The following is a 19,390-nucleotide window of genomic DNA, read 5'->3' as shown; positions in this document are numbered from 1 at the left end:
ATCATATCCTCGCCAGATAGGGTTCTAGGGATTTGAGGCTTTCAAGATTATGGGCCGGAGCAAACAGATCGACATGGGGAAGGGCTGCCTTCATCCCCTGAGCTTCGGGTGCATAGCCTTGCCAGCCGATCATCGGATTGAGCCAGGCGATGCGGCGGCAGCGGCGGCGCAACGCCTGCATCTCGGCGCCCAGGTCTTCGGCCGCTCCGGTATCGTAACCATCGGACACGATCATCACACAGGTACGCGAATGAATGCAGCGCCGGGCGTGCCAACGATTGAAGGTCGCCAGGCTCTCACCGATCCTTGTACCGCCGCCTGTGCCCTGCGCCAGCAAGGACATGCGCTCTACAGCGCGTTGCGGGTTCCGCTCCTTCAGCGCCGGCGAGATGTGAATCAGGCGGGTGTGAAAGATAAAGGCCTCGGCCTCGCGAAAACTGTCGAGCACGCCATGCATGAAACGCAGGAACACAGCGGAATAAAGGCTCATGGATCCAGATGCGTCGAGCAGCATGACCAGCCGCAGCGGCTTGTCCTTGCGCTTTCGCCAGACCAAGTCCAGGGGCGTGCCGCCATGGGCGATGCTCTTGTGGATCGTCCGGCGCAGATCCAGCCTCTGACCGGTTCGCCGCGCATGCATCCGGCGTGTCAGCCGCGCACGCATGCTCTTGGCCAGATGTTCGGCGAGCCGGTGTGCTTCTGCCAGATCCTCAGGATTGGTGAGATGCCTGAAGTCTGTCTTTGACAAGAGTTCGGTGCGGGAGGCGCCTTCGCGCCTGGACTGCCCGGCTTCCGAAACCTCGCTGCCTTCGCCACGCTCGACGTGGTCGGCCTGATCGCTTTCGCCGGAGCTGCGGCGGCCTGCCGTCTCTGTCTGCAGACCCGGCGGTGGGGTTTGCGGTACACCTGAAACCCGGGTTGCCGATTTCATGCCGCGCTGCAGCCACCAGGCATCAAACAGCTCGTCGAATTTCTGCCAGTCCGATTGGCGGCTGCAGAACAGGGATCTCAGCGCCGGCCGCAGACGCGAGGGGCGGGCCGCCCCGCCGCTTGCCACAACTTTCAGCGCATCGCGGGTTTCGGCCAGGCCGAGGATAAAACCGTTGTCGCGCAGGATCTGGGCAAAGCCGTTGAGCTTTGTCATGGCGCCCGCACCGACCGGATTTGCCGTCGTCTCAGCCAGGTTCATCTCAGGCCACCTTGCCCAGAAGACGATCGCTGACCTCACGGGTCATGCGGGATTTGTCCTCTGCCGTCTTGATCAGGCACATCAGCGTCTCGAACACCGCTTCCGGCTCATCGTGGAGGTGACGGATGTTCAGCCCGGCAAGCGTTGCGGCCCAGTCGAGGGTTTCAGCGACGCCCGGCGACTTGCGCAGGTCTTCCTTGCGGATCAGGCTCACCATATTGGCGATCTGAAGCGCCAGATCGGTGTCGATGCCGGGCAAGCGCGACAGGATGATCCGGGCTTCGCGATCGACATCGGGATAATCGACATAGTGATAGAGACAGCGTCGGCGGAGCGCGTCGCTAAGTTCGCGGGTGCCGTTCGAAGTCAGAATGACACGGGGGATCGTGGTCGCCGTGATTGTCCCCAGCTCCGGGATCGAGACCTGGAAGTCCGACAGCAGTTCGAGCAGGAACGCCTCGAATTCCTCGTCCGCCCGGTCGACCTCGTCGATGAGCAGCACCGGCGGCTTGTCCTGCCGGATCGCTGACAGGAGCGGCCGTTCCAGCAGATAGGTCTCGCTGAAAACATGTTCTTCGACCGCAGAGGCGTCGGTGCCGTCGCGCGCCTTGATGGCGAGCAACTGCCGCTGATAGTTCCACTCGTAAAGCGCTGCACTCTGATCCAGCCCCTCGTAGCATTGTAGCCGGATCAGCTTGGTGTCGTGAAACTGTGCTAGAGCACGCGCTACCTCGGTTTTGCCGACGCCAGCCTCGCCTTCAAGCAACAACGGACGCTTGAGGCTGTCCATCAACCACAGCGCCGTCGCCAGGTCGCGATCGGGGATGTACCCGACCGCAGCGAGCTCTGTGGCGACTTTTTCCTGAGGGATATTCACCGGACAGTCCCCGACCTTACGCGTGCAGACCCAGTTTCTCGCCAACCTGCCAGAGCCGCCACGCATCATGCGGCATCTGGATGTGTCCGGCGCCGAGGAACGCGTAGGCGTCGTTCACCGCGTTGGAGAAGCAGGGTACGCCGCCGACATGCGGGCTTTCGCCCACACCTTTGGCACCGATGGGATGGTGCGGCGAGGGGGTCACCGTATGATCGGTTTCCCAGTGCGGTGTTTCCACGGCAGTGGGCAGGAAGAAATCCATGAAGGACGCGCCCATGACGTTGCCGTGCTCGTCATAACGGATCTCCTGGCCCATGGCGCAGGCGAAGGCTTCGGTAAGGCCGCCATGCACCTGGCCCTCTATGACCATCGGGTTGATACGGGTACCGCAGTCATCCAGCGCATAGAAGCGCCGGGTCTTGGCGACACCGGTGTCCACGTCGATGTCCATGACGCAGAAATAGGCGCCGAAAGGGTAGGTCATGTTCGGCGGCTCGTAGTAGTTCACCGCCTCCAATCCCGGCTCCATGTTCGGTGGCGGAGCATTGTAGGACGCCCAGGCGATTTCCTTCATGGTCTTGAACTTTTCCGGCAGACCCTTGACCCGGAAGCGGTCGACATCCCACTCGAGATCACCTTCATGCACTTCCAGCATGTGGGCGGCGATCATCTGCGCCTTCGCCTTGATCTTGCGTGCCGACACGGCGGTCGCGGCACCCGCCACCGGGGTCGAACGCGAGCCATAGGTGCCGAGGCCGTAGGGCGCGGTGTCGGTGTTGCCTTCTTCGATCATGATGTCGTCGGCAGGTATGCCGATTTCGGTGGCGATGATCTGGGCGTAGGTGGTCTCGTGACCCTGGCCCTGGCTCTTTGTGCCCATGCGGGCAATGACCGAACCGGTGGGGTGGATGCGGATTTCGGCCGAGTCGAACATGGCGACACCGAGAATGTCGCAGTTCTTCGAGGGTCCCGCGCCGACGATCTCGGTGAAGAAAGAGATGCCGATGCCCATGATTTCTCGCGTTTCGCCACGCTTGAAGGCTTCGCGTTTCTTTGCCTGCTCCGCGCGCAGCTCCTTGTAGCCGACGGTGTCCATCGCCTTCTTCATGGCAGTGTGATAGTCGCCGCTGTCATATTCCCAGCCAAGGGCCGATTTGTAGGGGAATTGCTCGGGCTTGATAAAGTTCTTGATGCGCAGTTCCGCTGCGTCCATGCCGAGCTTTTCTGCCAGCAGTTCCACAGCGCGCTCGATAGCAAACACCGCTTCGGTGACGCGGAACGAGCAGCGATAGGCCACACCGCCCGACGCCTTGTTGGTGTAAACACCGTCTACGACCAGGTGTGCGGTGGGGATGTCATAGGATCCGGTGCAGATATTCATGAAACCGGCCGGCCATTTGGATGGATCGGCGCAGGCGTCGAAAGCGCCATGATCGGCCAGAACGTGCACCCGCATACCCTGGATCTTGCCATCCTTGGTGGCGGCAAGCTCGGTGGTCATGTGGTAATCGCGGGCAAATGACGTGGTGGAGAGATTTTCCATCCGGTCCTCGACCCATTTGACCGGAACGCCGAGCACGATCGAGCCGACTACCGAACAGACATAGCCGGCATAGGCGCCGACCTTGTTGCCGAAGCCGCCGCCGATATCGGGGGCGATGACGTGAATCTTGTGTTCGGGCAGACCGGAAATCAGCGAAACGACAGTTCGGATCACATGCGGCGCCTGGAAGGTGCCCCACAGCGTCAACTCGCCTTTGACCTTGTCGAAGGAGGCCACCGACTGGCAGGTTTCCAGCGGTGAGGGATGGGTGCGGTGATCGACCAGCATTTCCTTGATGGTCACGTCGGCTTCGGCAAAAACCTTGTCCGTGGCGTCCTTGTCGCCGATCTGCCATTCGAAGATGTGGTTGGGATGTTTGCGCGGGCCGTGGGCTCCTTCCATCTTGTCCTGAATATCCTCGCGCAGGATTGGCGCATCCTCGTCCATTGATCTGAACGGATCGACGATGCAGGGCAGGGCCTCGTAATCGACGTCCACCAGTTCGGTGGCATCGGATGCGATGTAGCGGTCCTCGGCGATGACGAAGGCCACTTCCTGGTTCTGAAACAGTACCTTTTCCTCGGCGAGCACCGCCTGCACGTCGCCGGCGAGCGTCGGCATGTAATGCAGGCCCAGCGGCTTCAGGTCGGCAGCAGTGAGCACGGCGACCACGCCCGGCAGCGCCTTGGCGCGGCTGGTGTCGATGCTCTTGATGCGTGCGTGAGCGTGAGGAGAGCGGACGAAATCGCCAAACAGCATACCCGGCAGTTTCAGATCATCGACATAACTGCCCTTGCCTTGCGTGAAGCGGATGTCTTCGACCCGTTTGCGCTTGCAGCCCATGCCCTGGAGTTTTTCGGTCCGTTCGGCGCGATCCTGATCAATCTTGGTCTGGTCGTTCATTCTGCGGCCTCCTGATACGGGGTTCCGTTGATCTTGGCTGCGGCATACTGAATCGCCTTGACGATGTTGACGTAACCGGTGCAGCGGCAAAGATTGCCGGCGATGCCATTGCGGATTTCATCTTCGGTCGGGGTCGGGTTTTCTTGCAGCAGGCGGTGCGCCCGCAGGATCATTCCCGGCGTGCAATATCCGCATTGCAGGCCGTGCATCATGCGGAAGCCTTCCTGCAGCGCGCTCAGTGTCCCGTCGGGATTGGCCATTCCTTCGATGGTGGTGATCTCGGCGCCATTGGCCTGGACCGCGAAGGTCATGCAGCTTTTCACCGACATGTCGTCCATCTCGACTGTGCAGGCGCCGCAATGCCCAGTGTCACAGCCGATATGGGCGCCGGTGAGATCTTGCTGTTCGCGCAGGAAGTGGATCAGCAAGGTGCGAGGCTCCACGAGCGCCTCGACCTTCTTTCCGTTGATGGTCAGTTCAATTTGCGATTTCGTCATTGGTGTTCCCCTCAACCCTTGGCCCGCGACTGCGCCCGTTCGAGTGCGCGCCGCATCATGACGCCCGCCATCTTGGTCCGGTATTCGGAAGGCCCGCGCATGTCGGTGGCCGGCTCGGTGATGGCTTCGGCGGCCGCTACCGCGGCATCGACCGATGCCTTGTCGAGGTTGGTGCCGACCAGCAGCTCGGCGGCCGCGGACGCCCAGAGCGGCGTTTCCGAGACGTTGGTCAGCCCGATCGAGGCGCTGGTGCATTTGCCATCGGCCATGGTGATGGCGACGGCTGCAGCAGCGGTGGCATAGTCGCCGACCTTGCGCTTGAGCTTCTCATAGGCATAGCCGTGATCTGCGGGCGGGATCGGGATGCGGACCTCGGTCAGGATATCGCCATGCTCGAGGGATGTGAAATAGGCGCCTTGATAGAAGTCACGGGCGGCGATATCGCGGCTGCCACCCGGGCCGGTGACCGCATAGGTCGCCCCGAGGCACATCATCAGCGCGGGCATGTCATTGCCCGGATCGCCATTGGCGACATTGCCTCCAAAAGTTCCCTTGTAGCGGATTTGCGGATCGGCGATCAGCCGCGAGGTTTCGGCAATGACAGGCAGGTGCTTTTCCAGGTCGTGCGATGTGATCAGCTCGAATTGCGTGGTCATGGCGCCGATGACGATCTCCTCGCCCCGAACGGCAATCCCCTTGAGATCTCCAATGCCTGAAATGTCGACCAGATGTTCGGGTGAAGCAAGCCGCGTCTTCATGAGCGGGATCAGGCTGTGTCCGCCGGCAAGAATATTTGCTTCTTCGCCAAGCTTTGCAAGCAGGCCCACAGCATCTTCCACGGTTGCAGGTCGATGATAATCGAATGCGCCAGGTATCATTTAGTCTCCTCCCAAACCACGCCGAATGAAAGTCCGGTCAAGCGGCCTGTCGCAAAGGACATTGTATTGAGCGGTCTCGGCTGACCATAGAAGAACGGCAATTGGATCGAAGCGAAACAGCCTGGCGGTGCGATGACTGCTTATTTTCACGAAATACGTGCTGCTCGCACGAACTGCGTCAACACGGCTGACATAAATTTCAGGCGGCACCCGGGTTCTGGAGCGCCTGATAGCTTACAAGTTCCTGCCGGAGCTCGCCCACACGGGCGCGGCTTATCGGCACGGTCCGGCGTACCGGGGAATCGAGTTCGGCAATGGCCGCGTCGCCCGATTTCTTCACCCGTCCGACACGATCCAGATTGACGATGTAGCTGCGGTGGGTGCGGTAGAATGGTGGCTTGGGCAGGCGCTCGAAGATCTCGCTTATGGAGAGCGAGCAGAACAGGTCGTCGCGGCCATTGAAGATGTAGGTGTAATGGGCGTTGGCATGCACGGACACAACTTCGCTGGCCGCGATATGAAAGCGGTTTCCGTTCTTTTCGATGGGCAGAAGGATGGTCGAACGCGATTCCGCCTGAATAGCCGCTTTCACGCCGGCGGACGTATTGTCCGGGGTGCCGCCGTCAATCGTGCGTGCACTGATCTTATCTGCGCGCTCATCTTCACTGCCGTGCCCGGTCTCGTCCGGGTCCAGCCGTCTCTGTTTGGGGACCAGCGTCAGCATGAAGATGCCGGAGACGGCAAAGGCGACGATGCTGACGATCAGGGCCAGGGTGTCGCTGGAGATGAAGGAGGTCGACGTCAGCGGTGAAGCCAGTGCGAAATCGAAGCTGGTGCCTTCCATCGCCGTGTAATGCATGCCGGACACCGCGCAGCCGAGAAACACCGCACAGAGGAACAGCGGTGGCCGCCGGTCGGCCGAAAACGCCAGCCAGAGGGCCATGCCGGAAGCGGTGACGGCAATGAAGAAGCTGACGATGACATAGACCGGATCGTAGCTGATCCGCGCGCTCGAATGCAGCGCGATCATGCCGACATAATGCATGGTGGTGATGCCGATGCCCATCACTGCCGCGGCGATTGCAAGCAGATGCGGTGAGCGCAGGCTCGCCAGAAAGATGGCCACACCGGTCACCAGCACACACAGCAGGAACGACAACAGAGTGGGCAGCACCAGGTAGTCGACCTCTGCCGCCGTGCCCATCGACAACATGCCGATAAAATGCATGCCCCAGATGCCGACCGCCAGGGTGATCGCCGAGGCGGCGATCAGCAGCCGGCGGTTGAGCGCGAAGGCGCCGGGAATGCGCAGCGCCAGATTCAGGCCGACATAGCTGGCCTGAATGGCAACAAGGATCGAAAGCGCGATCAGATAGAGGTTGTGATGAGACACCATTACCGGCTGGCCTCGTCAGCTTGGCACGGGTCTTGTTCCAGGATCATGAATCGAAGCTAGCATACTTCAAAGCCCGATTTCCATCACGCCACAGGGTTGCGGCCACTGGATGTTCAGGCGGTCAGCACGCTCATGTCGCCGATGCGAGAGAGCGACAAGAGCTTCCCCTGAATGTCTCCGGCCTTCGGCGCTGTGGCTGCTCTCGAATGTCGTCGGCACGGTGGGCGACAACATCGGCACACACATCATGCTCATCCACCATGGGTTGCGCGCGAATGAACCGCGATGCTGCTACGGCAGGCAAAGCATACATGCTGAGACGGCCCGATGCCGGCAGCGTTCGACGATGATAAAGACAGGAAACTTCTGGCTTGTGGAGGCAACAATTAGTCGCAAAGCCTCAATCCGATACAGCAACTTTGAATAAAAATTTAATTGTACAACACCACGAGCCCGAGATGCGGTCGAAGGTAGGTAAAGGTCAATTAAAAACTCCCGGTCATGACAATCTTTTGCATGGAAACTTTATTGCATCAGGGGTGATGTCTTACAAGGCCGCTTGTCTTCCCCGGTTTGGATATCGGCCGAGATGACGAGATCATGATCCGTCGGCCGCTAACCATAGTGGGTGAATGCGGACGCTTGTTCCCGGAAGCTGTGTTTTTTGACACGACGCACCATCCCCGCTGGCCGTACTCAGGCACGCCCGCCGGAAAATCCGGCCGCCAGGGGGAGGGCGCTTTGTTGAAAGAGAGATTGCGCTTATGGGTACTTCAGATTTTGCAGGCTGGGATCATGGCCGCCATCAGTCGCCGGAAGAAGAGCTTCCCAGGCTGTTCATCTGGTTCGCGAGTCTGTCATCGGTCTCAGTCGTTTTGCGCATCTTCGCCTGAGTCTATCTGTCGCCCGCCGACGATCCGACCTTTCAGTTCTCGGAGGAGGGCATCAACACGGCACTCTCGGCCATCTGCATGGCCATGGCCGGGGTGAGCGCGGTGCTGGTGTTTTATCTGCGTGCCAGGACCTTCGATTACGGGGCACTTTTCTGGTAGCTGCTGGCCGCGGGCTGCGTTTTCCTGTCGATTGACGAGCAGCTGGGTTTTCATGAACGCGGCGGGACAATGCTCGATACAAGCAGCCTGGGCGGGCTGGAGAGTTTTCGCAACTGGAACGACATCATCGTGATTGCCTATGGCTTTGTCGTGCTGGCGGTGGCCGGCCTGTTCCGCCGTGAAGTCCTCCGCTCTAAAACCTTTGCAACGCTGCTCGCCATCGGCTTCGGGTTCTTTGTCATTCACACCGCGGTTGACAGCATCGTTGCAAGCTCCTTTGTCTGGAAGGATGTGCCGGAGGAGGGCAGCAAGCTGCTCAGCGTATACTTGCTGTTTCTGGCCACCACTGCCCGGCTGGTGCTGCTGATCGAAGAGATGCTGTCCGCGCACCGCTAAGCGATCGACCCGGTTGACGTCAGCGTCCACGGCGGAGGGCGCAGTTCCTCGCCAGGCCTCGTCGTTGCCGGAGACGATGGCTGTGACACGGACTTTGGTCTTCTTGCAGACGAGTTCGGAGATCTTGTAGTCGTCGAGTTCACGCTGACCTGATCGGTCCGGCACTGCCGCCCCTGCTGCAAAACCCTTGCATCTGATGGATAAAATACGGCCGTGGGCGAGCCAGCAGAAAGTTTTCTCAAGGGCAAGTGGCGGAGGGGGTGGGATTCGAACCCACGGTACGGTCTCCCGCACGCCGGTTTTCAAGACCGGTGCCTTAAACCGCTCGGCCACCCCTCCAAGACATTGATATGTTGAAGCATTCGGGACAAACAAACGCGCGGTTTCAGCCGCCTGCGTCCATCCTGCTACCAATCGTCCTTCGGAGGCGCTTCTACAGCTTCCATAGAACTCCAGTCAATCTCTATCGAAATCGGTGCCCGCTTTTTCCGGTTTGCACGGCGCCCCGAACCAGACAACCGGTCGAGTTCATGGCGCGGATCAAGGCGATGAGCCAGTGTCAGGTTGCGAGCACCCCCATTATCAGCTTTGCGGTGATGGGAAGCAGCGTTGGTTTCAGTGCTATTCGGCTTCGCTGGCGACGAGGTCTAGCACGGATGTTGTTGCGCTGATTTGAAAAAGCCAGCATGACCGCAGCAGTTTTCCAGCGATCCACCGGCTCGGGCAAGGCACGTCACAGAGGTTTTTTTGCACTGGAATGAAACCAATTGAACTGGTGAAGCGTATCGGTTGATATGTACACTGTTCCGGAGATCAACAATGCACGCTAAAACATCACTGTTCGGTGCCCTGTCGGCACTTGCGCTTTTACTTGCCCCGGTTTCTGCAAATGCCGAACAACTCACAGGTGGCGAGCTCAAACAGTTCGTCAACGGCAAGCGCGTGTATCTGGCAACACCATTCGGCGGCGAGTTTCCGCTCAACTACAAGCGCTCTGGCGTGGTGACCGGCGACGGCACGGCACTGGGACTTGGCAAGTTCTTCGCCCCTAAGGAAAGCGGGCGCTGGTGGGTGAAGGGTGAAAACCTGTGCCAGCAGTGGCCAACCTGGTACGACGGAAAGACCACATGCTTTCAGATCCGGAAAACGGGCGAGAACTCGCTCAATTGGGTTCGCGATGACGGCCGTAGCGGCAAGGCCAGAATTGAGGGCTGAGATTCATCAATAGTTTACCACGCTGGCCTCAATAAGCCGTTTCGCCGGGTCGCTGATCGCAATTTTGCCATGTTGCCCGGCGAGTTAAACCTTCGATTAGGACATAAGACGCTTTGATCGAAGGGGACGGCTTTGCAGGGGACTGACTGCCAGGCCATAATGGCGACCGCCAGAATATCGGGTAGCGGTGTGGGACACAGATTGATGGATCGAACCGGGGCAGGGTTGCGTTCAGCGGCCGGCGTGGGAATCGTGGCGTTGCTTGCACTTGGGCTCGCCGGATGCAGTTCGTCATCCAGCTCGAAAAGCAAATCCTCACCGTCGCACATCAACACCAAATCTAAATTCTCCGTCTCCGAATATGGTGTAGCCGCAAGCCCGCGGATCACCACGGCCAAGCGGCCCGAGAAGGGCGGCGGGCGGGCGATGGTCGGAAAGCCCTACCGGGTACGTGGCAAGTGGTACACGCCCAAGGAAGAGCCGAACTACGACAAGGCCGGACTGGCTTCCTGGTACGGTCCCAATTTCCACGGCCGGCTGACGGCAAATGGCGAGATCTACGACCAGTTCCACCTCTCTGCGGCGCATCCGACATTTCCGCTGCCAAGCTATGCCCGGGTGACCAACAAGAAGAACGGCAACACCGTGATTGTCCGCGTCAATGATCGCGGACCGTTTGCCCATGGGCGCATCATCGACCTTTCGAACAAGGCTGCGGAACTGCTCGACATGAAACAGGAAGGCGTTGCAGCTGTCCGCGTTGAATATGTCGGCCGGGCGCCTGTCGAAGGCGATGACACGCGCTACCTCATGGCGAGCTACCGACCCGGCGGGTCCAGTGAACCGGCCGGCGGTGTGATCGCCACCGGTGTCATGATGGCAATGAACGCTGTCGATACAGCGCTTCCGGGCGTCGGTTCCGCACAGGCATCGATCGCGCCGCCTGCGGTTCTCGCCTCGGCCCCGGTATCCGCGCTACAGGCAGGTACGGTCGCTGGCCTTACGTCTTCTGCGCTGGACATTCCAGCTGGATTCGCGCTTCCCGACGTGGGACCGGTGCTTCCCGAAAGACCGACTTTCGGAATGCCGATCGCCGCCAATTCCGGGGCACGAATGCAGGATGTCGGCATGGCCTTCTGGGGAGCCCGCCTGGTCGTGGAGAAAACTCCGTTCGACCGCCTGCTGGGCGCAGCCTCCGAACAGCGCTGAAGCCCGGGACGCTACTGCAGGTTCACGCAAATCAGATCATTTCAACCTGCGGACTGACGAGCGGCCTGGGCTGCCGGAGTGCTTTAAAGCATTGATCCGGCGTGGCCTGGTTGCTAGTCTGGTGAAATATCCCAATTTCTTCGTTGATGGATGGCCCTATGACCCGGTCGGTTTTCGCCCGCCTGTTTTTCGTCTTGGTGCTGCTGGTTGGCGGCTCGGTGTCGCCGGTATTGGCGCAACTTTTCGAGACGCGCGCCAAACAGGCCTATCTGATCGATGCCGATACCGGCACGGTGCTGTTCGCCAAGAATGAAGACGAGACTGTGCCGCCCGCATCGCTGGCCAAGCTGATGACGATGGAAGTCGTGTTCAACGCCATCCGCAGCGGCCGCTTGACGCTGGACGACACGTTCCAGGTGTCGGAGAATGCCTGGCGTACCGGGGGTGCGATATCGCGCACCTCGACGATGTTTGCCGAGCTGAAATCATCGATCCGGCTGGAAGACCTGATCCAGGGCGTGATCGTTCAGTCGGCCAATGACGGCTGCATCATCATTGCCGAGGGTATGGCGGGCTCGGAGGAGAATTTTGCCAGGCTGATGACCGAGCGCGCCCGCGAGATCGGCCTGACCACCTCGGTGTTCGGGAATTCCAACGGACTGCCGCATCCTGATTCCAAGGTGACGATGAAGGATCTGGTTACGCTGGCCCGGCACATCCAGTCCACCTATCCGGAGTTCTACAAATATTACTCGCAACCGGAATTCACCTGGAACAACATCAGGCAACGCAATCGCAACCCGCTTTTGGGGCTCGGTATCGGCGTGGACGGGCTGAAGACCGGTTTTACCGAGGAGTCAGGCTACGCCATCGTCTCGTCGATCAAGCGCGATGGTCGACGGCTGTTTCTGGCGATGAGCGGCATGGCGACCGAGCGGGAACGGGCCGAGGAATCGCGCAAGATGCTCGAATGGGGCATTCGCGCGTTCGAACGCAAGACATTGTTTGCCGAGGGTGAAACCATCGGCGAGGTCAGCGTGTATGGCGGTGGGGAGAGTGCAATTGTAAAGGCCAAAGGCGCGGTCGATATTCTGCTGCCAATCACCAATCCGGACCGGCTGGCTGCGCGAATCACCTACCGCTGGCCGCTGCGTGCGCCGATTGAGGCGGGCGCCCAGGTCGGCGTTCTCAAGGTTTATATCGGCGATACGCTGTCCCAGGAGCAGCCACTTTATGCAATGGAGGCCGTGGACAAGGGGCCATTGCACACCCAGGCGCTCGATGCGCTGATTGAACTTGCGCAATTCTGGCTGTAACGGCCCTGCCAGCGTTCATTTCCGGATTGAATTGCTTTAGACAATGGCGAACCGGTAACTTCCGGTGACCTCATCAACATGTTCCGTGCGCGATCAAGCCTGCGGCGACAGGGAAAATGACACGTGACGAAAAGTGCAGGTCTGTTCATAACCTTTGAAGGCGGAGAAGGGGTCGGCAAGTCGACTCAGATCAGCCGTCTGGCCGATGTTCTCAGGCGCCGGGGACACGATGTGCTGGTCACGCGTGAACCCGGCGGCTCTCTCGGTGCCGAAGCGGTGCGGCACGTGCTTCTGTCAGGTGCTGCGGAAGAATTCGGCGTGCGCATGGAAGCCATGCTGTTTGCGGCAGCGCGCAGCGACCATATTGAGCAGGTGATCCGCCCCGCAGTTGCCGAGGGAACAATCGTTCTGTGCGACAGGTTCATGGACTCGAGCCGGGTCTACCAGGGGGTGACCGGCAATCTTGAGCCGCAATTCATCGAGCATCTCGAACGCATAGCCGTTAACGGCATGATCCCGGATCTGACGCTGGTGTTCGACCTGCCCGCATCGGTCGGATTGGGACGGGCCAAGGCGCGCGAAGGCAAGGATGCAGCCCCCGACCGGTTCGAGAAGGAAGAAGTGTCCACCCACGAGAAGCGGCGCGAAGCCTTTATCGACCTGACACGCACGGAGCCTGAGCGATGCAAGCTCATCGATGCCAACAAGGCCGAAGATCTGGTGGCACTCGCTGTTCTCGCCGCAGTCGATCCAATCCTGCATGAGGGAGCAGCAGACGAAGCTGTGAAGGGCCAAAAGGCATGAGTGGAGAGCAGCCAGGCTTGCTCGAAGGTGCCATTCCACCAGAGCGCAACACGGTGCTTTATGGCCATGATTTGCAGCAGGAATTCCTGGCCACAGCCTATCGATCCGGCCGCATGCATCACGCCATTCTGATCGAGGGTGCAGAAGGAATTGGCAAGGCCACGCTGGCCTACCGCTTTGCCCATCACGTGCTGACCCATCCCGACCCGCTGAAGGCGCCTGATCAGATTTCCGATCCGGATCTCGACGTTCCCGTCGGGCGCCAGATTTCATCCGGCGCCTCACACAGTGTGCTGCATCTGGCACGGCCGGTGGATGAGAAGACCGGCAAGGCGAAATCCGTCATCACCGTGGACGAGGTGCGCCGGGCGGGCAAGTTCTTCGGCCAGACCTCGGGCACCGGCAACTGGCGGGTGGCGATCATCGATCCGGCCGACGATCTCAACCGCAATGCCGCCAACGCCATCCTGAAAATCCTCGAGGAACCGCCGAAACGGTCGCTGTTCCTGGTGCTGTCGCATACGCCGGGCCGGCTGCTTCCGACCATTCGCTCGCGCTGCCTGTCACTGAAACTCAATCCACTGTCTGCCCCGGACCTCAACCGTGCGCTCGGACATCTGGGAGCAGCACCGGGTGAAACCGATGCAATCATCCGGCTGAGCGAAGGCAGTGTTTCTCGCGCGCTGTTGTTGCGGAACTACGGTGGCGTCGAGATCGCCGAAGCCTTTGTCGACATTCTCGAACGCGGCAGCCTCGACAACCGCGAACCGATCTACAAGCTTGCCGAAACGCTGGCCGCGCGCGATCGCGACGTGGCCTATGACTTCTTCACCGGTTTCGCCGTCGACCGCGTGCAGCAGATGGCACGGGAGGCGGGCGCTGCCGGAGACCTGGCGGAGGCCGACCGGCTGGCACGAATGTCGGTCACGTTGTCTGACCATTTCGCCACGGCGGCAGCCTTTAATCTTGATCGCAAGCAGACCGTGCTGCACGTGTTTTCGATATTCTTCGGGTAACGCACGCCGCACTCGCTTGGTTCGAGTTGGGTGAGAACCTACATGCGTTTCATCGACTGGCGGAGCGACCGGTGCGTGTCCATCTTAAGGTACGGCGCTCCGGCGGGTTGCGCCGCGACGCTTTACGCCGGAAAGGCATGCCATCCTATGGCATCCGGCGGCTTGATCGCCTATGACCACAGCGCGTATAGACCGATCTGTCGATCCAGACCCGGACATGGAATTCGAAGGCAAACATGAGCACCGAGCGTTATTACATCACCACACCGATCTTCTATCCCAACGGGGTGCCGCATATCGGTCACGCCTATACGGCAATTGCGACGGATGTGCTGGCGCGGTTTCAGCGGCTTGACGGCAAGGACGTCTTCTTCCTGTCGGGCACCGACGAGCACGGCCAGAAGATGCAGCAGACGGCAGAGAAGGAAGGTGTCAAGCCGATCGAGCTCGCCGACAAGAACTCCGCCGTGTTCCGCGACATGCTCTCCCAGCTCAACTGCTCCAATGATGATTTCATCCGCACCACCGAAGAGCGCCACAAGCGCGCGGTGCAGGAATTGTGGAAGCGGATGGAAGCCAATGGCGACATCTATCTGGGCAATTACGGCGGCTGGTATTCGGTTCGCCAGGAAGCCTATTTCGACGAGGCGGAAACCACAGTCGGCGAAGACGGCGTGCGGCGTGAACCGCTTGGCTCTCCGGTCGAATGGGTGGAGGAAGAGAGCTATTACTTCAAGCTTTCGGCCTATGGCGAAAAGCTGCTGGAACTCTACGAGACCAATCCGGATTTCGTGGCTCCGAGCGAACGGCGCAACGAGGTTGCGAGCTTCGTCAAATCCGGTCTGAGAGACCTGTCGATCTCGCGCACGACCTTCGACTGGGGCGTGCCGGTTCCCGGCGATGAAAAGCACGTCATGTATGTCTGGGTGGACGCGCTGACCAATTACATCACCGCCGCCGGCTTCCCTGACGAAGCTTCCGACCGGTGGAACCACTGGCCCGCAATCCACATGATCGGCAAGGATATCGTCCGCTTCCACGCCGTCTACTGGCCAGCATTCCTGATGTCAGCCGGGCTCGCGCTGCCGGAAAAGGTGTTCGCCCACGGCTTCCTGCTGGTCAAGGGCGAGAAGATGTCGAAATCCATCGGCAACGTCGTCGATCCGTTCGCGCTGATCGAAGCCTATGGGCTCGACCAGGTGCGCTACTTCTTCATGCGTGAAGTGCCGTTCGGTCAGGATGGCAGCTACAGCCCCGAGAGCATCGCCACCAGGATCAATTCCGATCTTGCCAACGGCATCGGCAATCTCGCCAGCCGTTCGCTGTCGATGATCAACAAGAACTGCGACGGCAGGATGCCTGAATGCGGTGTGCTGACCGATGAGGACAAGGCTCTGCTGACCACCATCGACACGGTGATCGAGAGCGTGCGCACCGACATGGCGAATTTCCAGATCCACAAGGCGCTTGCCTCGATCATCGACGTGGTTGCCGATGGCGACCGCTATTTTGCCAACAACGAGCCTTGGGCGCTGAAGAAGACCGATCCGGCGCGGATGGAAACAGTGCTCTACGTTACCGCGGAAACGGTGCGGCAGATCTCGATCCTTTTGCAGCCCTTCATGCCGGAATCGGCGGGTAGGCTGCTCGATCTGGTAGCGGCTCCCGCCAACAAACGCGATTTCAAGGCCCTGGGCGAAGCAGGCCGGTTGCAGGCAGGCACGCCGATCGACAAGCCTGCCCCGATCTTCCCGCGCTACGTTGCGCCGGAAGAGGCATGAGACCAATGCTGATTGACAGCCATTGCCACCTCGATTTTGCCGATTTCGACGCGGAACGCGACGAGCTTGTGGAGCGCGCCCACGCTTCCGGCGTAAAGCAGATTGTGACGATTTCGACCCGTGTCAGGAAGCTCGACACGTTGCTGGCGCTGACCGAGCGCTATCCAAGCGTGTTCTGCTCCGTCGGCACCCATCCGAACAATGCCGATGAAGAGCTGGACGTAACGGCAGACCAGCTGGTGGCGCTGGCCGAGGCGCATGAGAAGGTGGTGGCGATCGGTGAGGCCGGGCTCGACTATTTCTACGAAACGCAGAAACCGGAGGACCAGAAGACCGGACTCAGGCGTCACATCGAGGCTGCCCGCCGCACGCAGCTGCCGCTGGTCATCCACAGCCGCAGCGCCGACGACGACATGGCTCAAATCCTGACCGAGGAAACGGGGAAGGGGGCCTTTCCCTTCATTCTGCATTGCTTTTCCTCCGGGCAGGCACTGGCCGATACCGGCGTGGCGCTTGGGGGCTATGTCTCGTTTTCAGGCATCCTGACCTTTCCGAAATCAACGGAACTGCGGGACATCGCCAAGAGCGTGCCGATGGACCGGCTGCTGGTTGAGACCGATGCGCCATATCTGGCGCCCAAGCGCTGGCGCGGCAAGCGCAACGAGCCATCCTATGTGGTCAACACCGCGGAAGTTTTGGCCGAAGTCAAAGGCGTGTCCTATGAGGAGATCGCCCGGATCACAACCGAGAACGCCTTCCGTTGTTTCTCGACGATGCCTAAGCTGTGACGGTACCGGTACGCCGCCAATTCACAATTCTCGGTTGCGCCTCGTCTCCGGGCGTGCCGCGGGTCAATGGCGACTGGGGCGCCTGCGATCCGGACAACCCTAAGAACCGGCGCACCCGGGCGGCCTTCCTGATCCGCCAATTCAGCGCCGATGGCGGTGAAACCACGATCGTGGTCGATACCGGGCCGGATTTCCGCGAGCAGATGATCGCCAGCAAGGTTCGAAGCATCGATGCGGTGCTCTACACTCATTCGCATGCCGATCACGTGCACGGCATCGACGATCTGCGCGGCTTTGCGCTGACGCAGCGCAGGCAGATCCCGATCCACGCCGATCCTGAAACCATGGCACGGATCCGCGCCGGCTTCGGCTATTGCCTGGAAACACCTGCAGGCAGCAACTATCCGCCGATCACAACGCCGGTGCTGATCAATTCACTGGACAAGCCGATCACGATCACGGGCGAGGGCGGGGCGGTCGAGGTGCAACCGCTCGACCAGGCGCATGGATCGATCCGGTCGCTGGGCTTTCGCATCGGTGATGTCGCCTACTGCTGCGATGTCAGCGATTTTCCCCGCTCGACTGTCGAGAAGCTGCAGAACCTCGATGTGCTGATCATCGACTCGCTGCAATACAAGCCGCATCCGAGCCATTTGTCGATCGATCAGGCGCTGTGGTGGGTCGAGAAACTCGACCCGAAACGCGCCATCCTGACCCACATGCACGTGCCGCTCGACTATCAGACCGTACTCAACGAGACACCGGAACGCGTCGAGCCGGGCTATGACGGATTGACCATCGACATAGAGCTTTGAGCATGAGCGAAACCGCCACGGAAATGACGCCGGACCTGATCCCTGCCGGCTCGAGCATGGCCCGGGTGGCGCAGGCCGCTGCGGCCTCCGGGCTGCAGATTCGGATCCTGAAAATGGCGCAGTCCACACGCACGGCGCAGGAAGCTGCAGTTGCTGCCGGCTGTGATGTCGGGCAGATCGTGAAATCGCTGGTCTTTGAAAATGCCGCTACCAGGCAGCTCAATCTGATGCTGGTCTCGGGCGGACACAATGCGGATATGGACTACATTTCAGAAGCTTACGGCTTGAAATTCTCCCGCTGCGATGTGCGCCGTGTGCGCGACGAAACCGGTTTTGCCATTGGCGGTGTAGCGCCGATCGGGCATTTGAACCCGATTTCGGTCTATATGGACCGCACGCTGCTCGTTCATGCCGAAGTCTGGGCTGCCGCCGGCCGGCCCGACAGCATCTTCAGCGTCGATCCGCGGGCTCTGGCCACAGCGATCGGCGCTAGCGTGATCGATGTGCGCGCAGACAAGGCAGGCTCTCAAAGCTGATCCCGTCACACTGGTGTGTCGCGCGCCAGCCATTCTAGAATGGACTGCGAGTGCTCACCACGCGCCGGGATTTTTCGGCCTGCCGCATTAACCGGTGCGGTTGAGAAGCGTGGCGCAGGTGCGGCCTGGAGCACACCATCGGTCTCAAGCCAGACACCGCGCGCCGCCATGTGCGGATCGCTGGCCGACTGCTTCGGATCAAGGGCAGGGGCCACGCAGGCATCTGATCCGGCAAACAGCTCCTCCCAGTGCCGCCGCGGCTGTCCGGCGAAAATACCGGCCAGCAACGCAGTCTGCCGCGGCCACTTTAAGGCATCGAATTGCGGCTTGAAATCAGGGTCCTCCTGCAATCCGAGAACCGCGATGAACGTGGCGTAGAATTTCGGCTCCAGGCATTGCACCGAGATGTAGCCGCCGTCCGAACAGACGTAGCAGCGGCTCCAGTGTGGTCCGTCGAGCAGGCTTTGTCCGCGTCTCATTGAAAGTCCACCGGTTTGAGCGAGCGTCATCAGCAGGTTCATCATATGCGCCGAACCGTCGACGATGGCCGCATCGACAACGGTGCCGCCACGGCCTGCGCGCGCCGCCATGACGCCCGCCAGCAAGCCGGCAACGAGGTAGAGCGCACCACCGCCGATGTCACCAACCAGCGTCGGCGGCGTGAACGGCGCTTCACCCTGGTTGCTGGCATACCAGGCAGCGCCAGACAATGAGACGTAATTGAGGTCGTGACCTGCCGTCTGTGCGCGCGGACCGGTCTGGCCCCAGCCGGTCATGCGGCCATATACCAGGCCCGGATTGACTTCAAACAGATCGTCCGGCCCGAGCCCCAGCCGCTCCATCACACCGGGCCTAAATCCTTCCACCAGCGCTTCCGAGCGGCGCACTAGATTTTTCAGCACAGCGATGTCATCGGCCGATTTCAGATCCAGCTCGATCGAACGCTTGCCGCGATCGATCAGCGAGCGTTCCGGCATGCCGGGTGCCGGAGCGCCGTTCTTGCGGTGAACCACGATGACGTCGGCGCCGAGATCGGCCAGCATCATGCACGCAAACGGTGCCGGCCCAAGTCCTTCAATCTCGATGACCCGAAGACCTTCAAGCATTTTTGTTCCTCGCTTGCTCGACGACCGCCGGAACCGAGTCCACGGCAACGGATGCGACTAGACCAGATTCGGG

At 60.4% G+C, this 19,390-nt stretch carries 17 protein-coding genes and 1 tRNA gene; 10 read left to right on the top strand and 8 right to left on the bottom strand.

The window, feature by feature from the left end; genetic code table 11:
- Position 1 precedes the first annotated feature (1 nt).
- The 6 genes from CRO46_RS18410 to CRO46_RS18385 form a co-directional block, all read right to left on the bottom strand.
- Positions 2-1,189, bottom strand: coding sequence for a vWA domain-containing protein (locus CRO46_RS18410; RefSeq protein WP_097109260.1), 1,188 nt, complete (start codon positions 1,187-1,189; stop codon positions 2-4).
- 1 nt (position 1,190) lies between these two features.
- Positions 1,191-2,066, bottom strand: a complete 876-nt coding sequence (locus CRO46_RS18405; RefSeq protein WP_244577962.1) for an AAA family ATPase — start codon at positions 2,064-2,066, stop codon at positions 1,191-1,193.
- A 16-nt stretch (positions 2,067-2,082) separates the two neighbouring features.
- Positions 2,083-4,512 carry an aerobic carbon-monoxide dehydrogenase large subunit gene (locus CRO46_RS18400; protein WP_097109259.1) on the bottom strand — a complete coding sequence of 810 codons (2,430 nt, stop codon included), beginning with the start codon at positions 4,510-4,512 and terminating at the stop codon, positions 2,083-2,085.
- Positions 4,509-5,009 (bottom strand): (2Fe-2S)-binding protein, encoded by a 501-nt coding sequence (locus tag CRO46_RS18395; RefSeq protein ID WP_097109258.1) that lies wholly within the window; start codon positions 5,007-5,009, stop codon positions 4,509-4,511. Before CRO46_RS18395 ends, CRO46_RS18400 begins: the two co-directional genes overlap by 4 nt.
- Positions 5,010-5,020: 11 nt before the next feature.
- Positions 5,021-5,887, bottom strand: coding sequence for an FAD binding domain-containing protein (locus CRO46_RS18390; RefSeq protein WP_097109257.1), 867 nt, complete (start codon positions 5,885-5,887; stop codon positions 5,021-5,023).
- Positions 5,888-6,086: 199 nt separating this feature from the next.
- Complete coding sequence (locus tag CRO46_RS18385; protein ID WP_097109256.1) at positions 6,087-7,283, bottom strand: MHYT domain-containing protein; 1,197 nt, start codon at positions 7,281-7,283, stop codon at positions 6,087-6,089.
- Between the two features lie 1,121 nt (positions 7,284-8,404).
- On the opposite strand from CRO46_RS18385, the gene CRO46_RS18380 reads away from it, so the two are divergent.
- Complete coding sequence (locus CRO46_RS18380) at positions 8,405-8,731, top strand: hypothetical protein (RefSeq protein ID WP_097109255.1); 327 nt, start codon at positions 8,405-8,407, stop codon at positions 8,729-8,731.
- 249 nt (positions 8,732-8,980) lie between these two features.
- Here the strand turns inward: CRO46_RS18380 and CRO46_RS18375 are convergent.
- Positions 8,981-9,070, bottom strand: a tRNA-Ser gene (locus CRO46_RS18375).
- 480 nt (positions 9,071-9,550) lie between these two features.
- Here CRO46_RS18375 and CRO46_RS18370 point away from each other — a divergent pair.
- From CRO46_RS18370 to CRO46_RS18330, 9 genes are all read left to right on the top strand, one after another.
- A complete protein-coding gene (locus tag CRO46_RS18370) occupies positions 9,551-9,946 on the top strand; it encodes a hypothetical protein (protein ID WP_097109254.1) in 396 nt (131 codons plus the stop codon).
- Between the two features lie 204 nt (positions 9,947-10,150).
- Positions 10,151-11,155, top strand: a complete 1,005-nt coding sequence (locus CRO46_RS18365; RefSeq protein ID WP_097109253.1) for a septal ring lytic transglycosylase RlpA family protein — start codon at positions 10,151-10,153, stop codon at positions 11,153-11,155.
- Between the two features lie 158 nt (positions 11,156-11,313).
- Positions 11,314-12,471 carry a D-alanyl-D-alanine carboxypeptidase family protein gene (locus CRO46_RS18360; protein WP_097109252.1) on the top strand — a complete coding sequence of 386 codons (1,158 nt, stop codon included), beginning with the start codon at positions 11,314-11,316 and terminating at the stop codon, positions 12,469-12,471.
- A 123-nt stretch (positions 12,472-12,594) separates the two neighbouring features.
- Positions 12,595-13,275, top strand: a complete 681-nt coding sequence (gene tmk, locus CRO46_RS18355; RefSeq protein ID WP_097109251.1) for a dTMP kinase — start codon at positions 12,595-12,597, stop codon at positions 13,273-13,275.
- Positions 13,272-14,291 carry a DNA polymerase III subunit delta' gene (locus tag CRO46_RS18350; protein ID WP_097109250.1) on the top strand — a complete coding sequence of 340 codons (1,020 nt, stop codon included), beginning with the start codon at positions 13,272-13,274 and terminating at the stop codon, positions 14,289-14,291. Before tmk ends, CRO46_RS18350 begins: the two co-directional genes overlap by 4 nt.
- Positions 14,292-14,527: 236 nt before the next feature.
- Positions 14,528-16,072, top strand: a complete 1,545-nt coding sequence (metG, locus tag CRO46_RS18345; RefSeq protein WP_097109249.1) for a methionine--tRNA ligase — start codon at positions 14,528-14,530, stop codon at positions 16,070-16,072.
- Positions 16,073-16,077: 5 nt separating this feature from the next.
- Positions 16,078-16,860, top strand: a complete 783-nt coding sequence (locus CRO46_RS18340) for a TatD family hydrolase (RefSeq protein WP_097109248.1) — start codon at positions 16,078-16,080, stop codon at positions 16,858-16,860.
- Complete coding sequence (locus CRO46_RS18335; protein ID WP_097109247.1) at positions 16,857-17,675, top strand: MBL fold metallo-hydrolase; 819 nt, start codon at positions 16,857-16,859, stop codon at positions 17,673-17,675. Before CRO46_RS18340 ends, CRO46_RS18335 begins: the two co-directional genes overlap by 4 nt.
- 2 nt (positions 17,676-17,677) lie before the next feature.
- The gene (locus CRO46_RS18330; protein ID WP_097109246.1) at positions 17,678-18,211 is read left to right on the top strand and encodes a YbaK/EbsC family protein; all 534 of its coding nucleotides are present in this window, start codon (positions 17,678-17,680) and stop codon (positions 18,209-18,211) included.
- A gap of 5 nt (positions 18,212-18,216) precedes the next feature.
- Here the strand turns inward: CRO46_RS18330 and CRO46_RS18325 are convergent, their stop codons facing one another.
- Positions 18,217-19,317 (bottom strand): CaiB/BaiF CoA transferase family protein, encoded by a 1,101-nt coding sequence (locus CRO46_RS18325; RefSeq protein WP_097109245.1) that lies wholly within the window; start codon positions 19,315-19,317, stop codon positions 18,217-18,219.
- Positions 19,318-19,390 lie beyond the last annotated feature (73 nt).

Origin of the sequence: Parahoeflea halophila (genome assembly GCF_900220985.1) — a bacterium.
Taxonomy (GTDB): domain Bacteria; phylum Pseudomonadota; class Alphaproteobacteria; order Rhizobiales; family Rhizobiaceae; genus Hoeflea; species Hoeflea halophila.
The sequence above is the reverse complement of the archived record's forward strand: the minus strand, read 5'-3'. Positions and strand labels throughout refer to the sequence as shown.

What these genes read in the sequence shown, in the direction of transcription:
- CRO46_RS18410 (WP_097109260.1), bottom strand. Translation starts at nt 1,189, where the DNA reads ATGAACCTGGCTGAGACGACGGCAAATCCGGTCGGTGCGGGCGCCATG.
- CRO46_RS18400 (WP_097109259.1), bottom strand. Translation starts at nt 4,512, where the DNA reads ATGAACGACCAGACCAAGATTGATCAGGATCGCGCCGAACGGACCGAA.
- CRO46_RS18395 (WP_097109258.1), bottom strand. Translation starts at nt 5,009, where the DNA reads ATGACGAAATCGCAAATTGAACTGACCATCAACGGAAAGAAGGTCGAG.
- CRO46_RS18390 (WP_097109257.1), bottom strand. Translation starts at nt 5,887, where the DNA reads ATGATACCTGGCGCATTCGATTATCATCGACCTGCAACCGTGGAAGAT.
- CRO46_RS18385 (WP_097109256.1), bottom strand. Translation starts at nt 7,283, where the DNA reads ATGGTGTCTCATCACAACCTCTATCTGATCGCGCTTTCGATCCTTGTT.
- CRO46_RS18380 (WP_097109255.1), top strand. Translation starts at nt 8,405, where the DNA reads ATGCTCGATACAAGCAGCCTGGGCGGGCTGGAGAGTTTTCGCAACTGG.
- CRO46_RS18370 (WP_097109254.1), top strand. Translation starts at nt 9,551, where the DNA reads ATGCACGCTAAAACATCACTGTTCGGTGCCCTGTCGGCACTTGCGCTT.
- CRO46_RS18365 (WP_097109253.1), top strand. Translation starts at nt 10,151, where the DNA reads ATGGATCGAACCGGGGCAGGGTTGCGTTCAGCGGCCGGCGTGGGAATC.
- CRO46_RS18360 (WP_097109252.1), top strand. Translation starts at nt 11,314, where the DNA reads ATGACCCGGTCGGTTTTCGCCCGCCTGTTTTTCGTCTTGGTGCTGCTG.
- CRO46_RS18350 (WP_097109250.1), top strand. Translation starts at nt 13,272, where the DNA reads ATGAGTGGAGAGCAGCCAGGCTTGCTCGAAGGTGCCATTCCACCAGAG.
- metG (WP_097109249.1), top strand. Translation starts at nt 14,528, where the DNA reads ATGAGCACCGAGCGTTATTACATCACCACACCGATCTTCTATCCCAAC.
- CRO46_RS18340 (WP_097109248.1), top strand. Translation starts at nt 16,078, where the DNA reads ATGCTGATTGACAGCCATTGCCACCTCGATTTTGCCGATTTCGACGCG.
- CRO46_RS18330 (WP_097109246.1), top strand. Translation starts at nt 17,678, where the DNA reads ATGAGCGAAACCGCCACGGAAATGACGCCGGACCTGATCCCTGCCGGC.
- CRO46_RS18325 (WP_097109245.1), bottom strand. Translation starts at nt 19,317, where the DNA reads ATGCTTGAAGGTCTTCGGGTCATCGAGATTGAAGGACTTGGGCCGGCA.